Origin of the sequence: Shewanella sp. 4t3-1-2LB, from assembly GCF_017368415.1 — a bacterium.
Classification (GTDB): Bacteria; Pseudomonadota; Gammaproteobacteria; order Enterobacterales; family Shewanellaceae; genus Shewanella; species Shewanella fodinae.
The window spans coordinates 1-701 of the sequence record NZ_JAFNJD010000122.1; the positions used below are offsets into that span (position 1 = coordinate 1).

Genomic DNA, 701 nt, shown 5'->3' on the forward strand with positions numbered 1-701 from the left:
TGATGGAATAACAGATGGAGCTGCAGTAACGGTATTAAAGGCGCGCGAATATATAGATAATAATAATCCTCTAATGATTGCTAACTCTGATCAATGGATTGATTCAAATATTAATGAATACTTGGGCGATATTTTGGGGCGTGACTTAGACGGTAGCATGCTAACCATGAAGGCTAATGACCCAAAATGGTCATATGCAAAGGTAAATGAAGATGGTTTTGTCACTGAAGTTGTAGAAAAAATAGTTGTATCTGATGAAGCAACTGTTGGCATCTATAACTTTTCTAAAGGTTCTGACTTCTGTAAGTTCGCTGATTATATGATACAAAATAATGTAAGGAGTAATGGTGAATTTTACGTTGCTCCGGTATACACATATATGGCGAAAAGCGGGAAAAGAATTGGGGTTTATAATATTGGTATAGAAGCTGATGGTATGTATGGGTTAGGTATTCCATCAGATTTGCAGCTATTCTTATCTAAGGATATAGCGATAAAAGCGACAGCATTTTAAATTTCTTATGTCAAAATGTAGTAGTTATGAAAATAAATTATAGTGACATAACATTTGTTTTACAGGGTAATATAACCATTGAAGCGGATGAAAATATTACTCTTAAAGCAGTAAAAAGTATTAGACAGTTCTATCCTGAATCTAAGATAATTGTATCGACATGGTCATGTGATCAGAAAATAGAAAG

1 protein-coding gene is annotated in these 701 nt (G+C 33.7%); it reads left to right on the top strand.

Annotated elements, in window-relative coordinates; translation table 11 throughout:
• The coding region (locus tag J3L11_RS18880; protein ID WP_207571993.1) for a hypothetical protein at positions 1-514 on the top strand (514 nt) is incomplete at its 5' end.
• Positions 515-701: the final 187 nt, after the last annotated feature.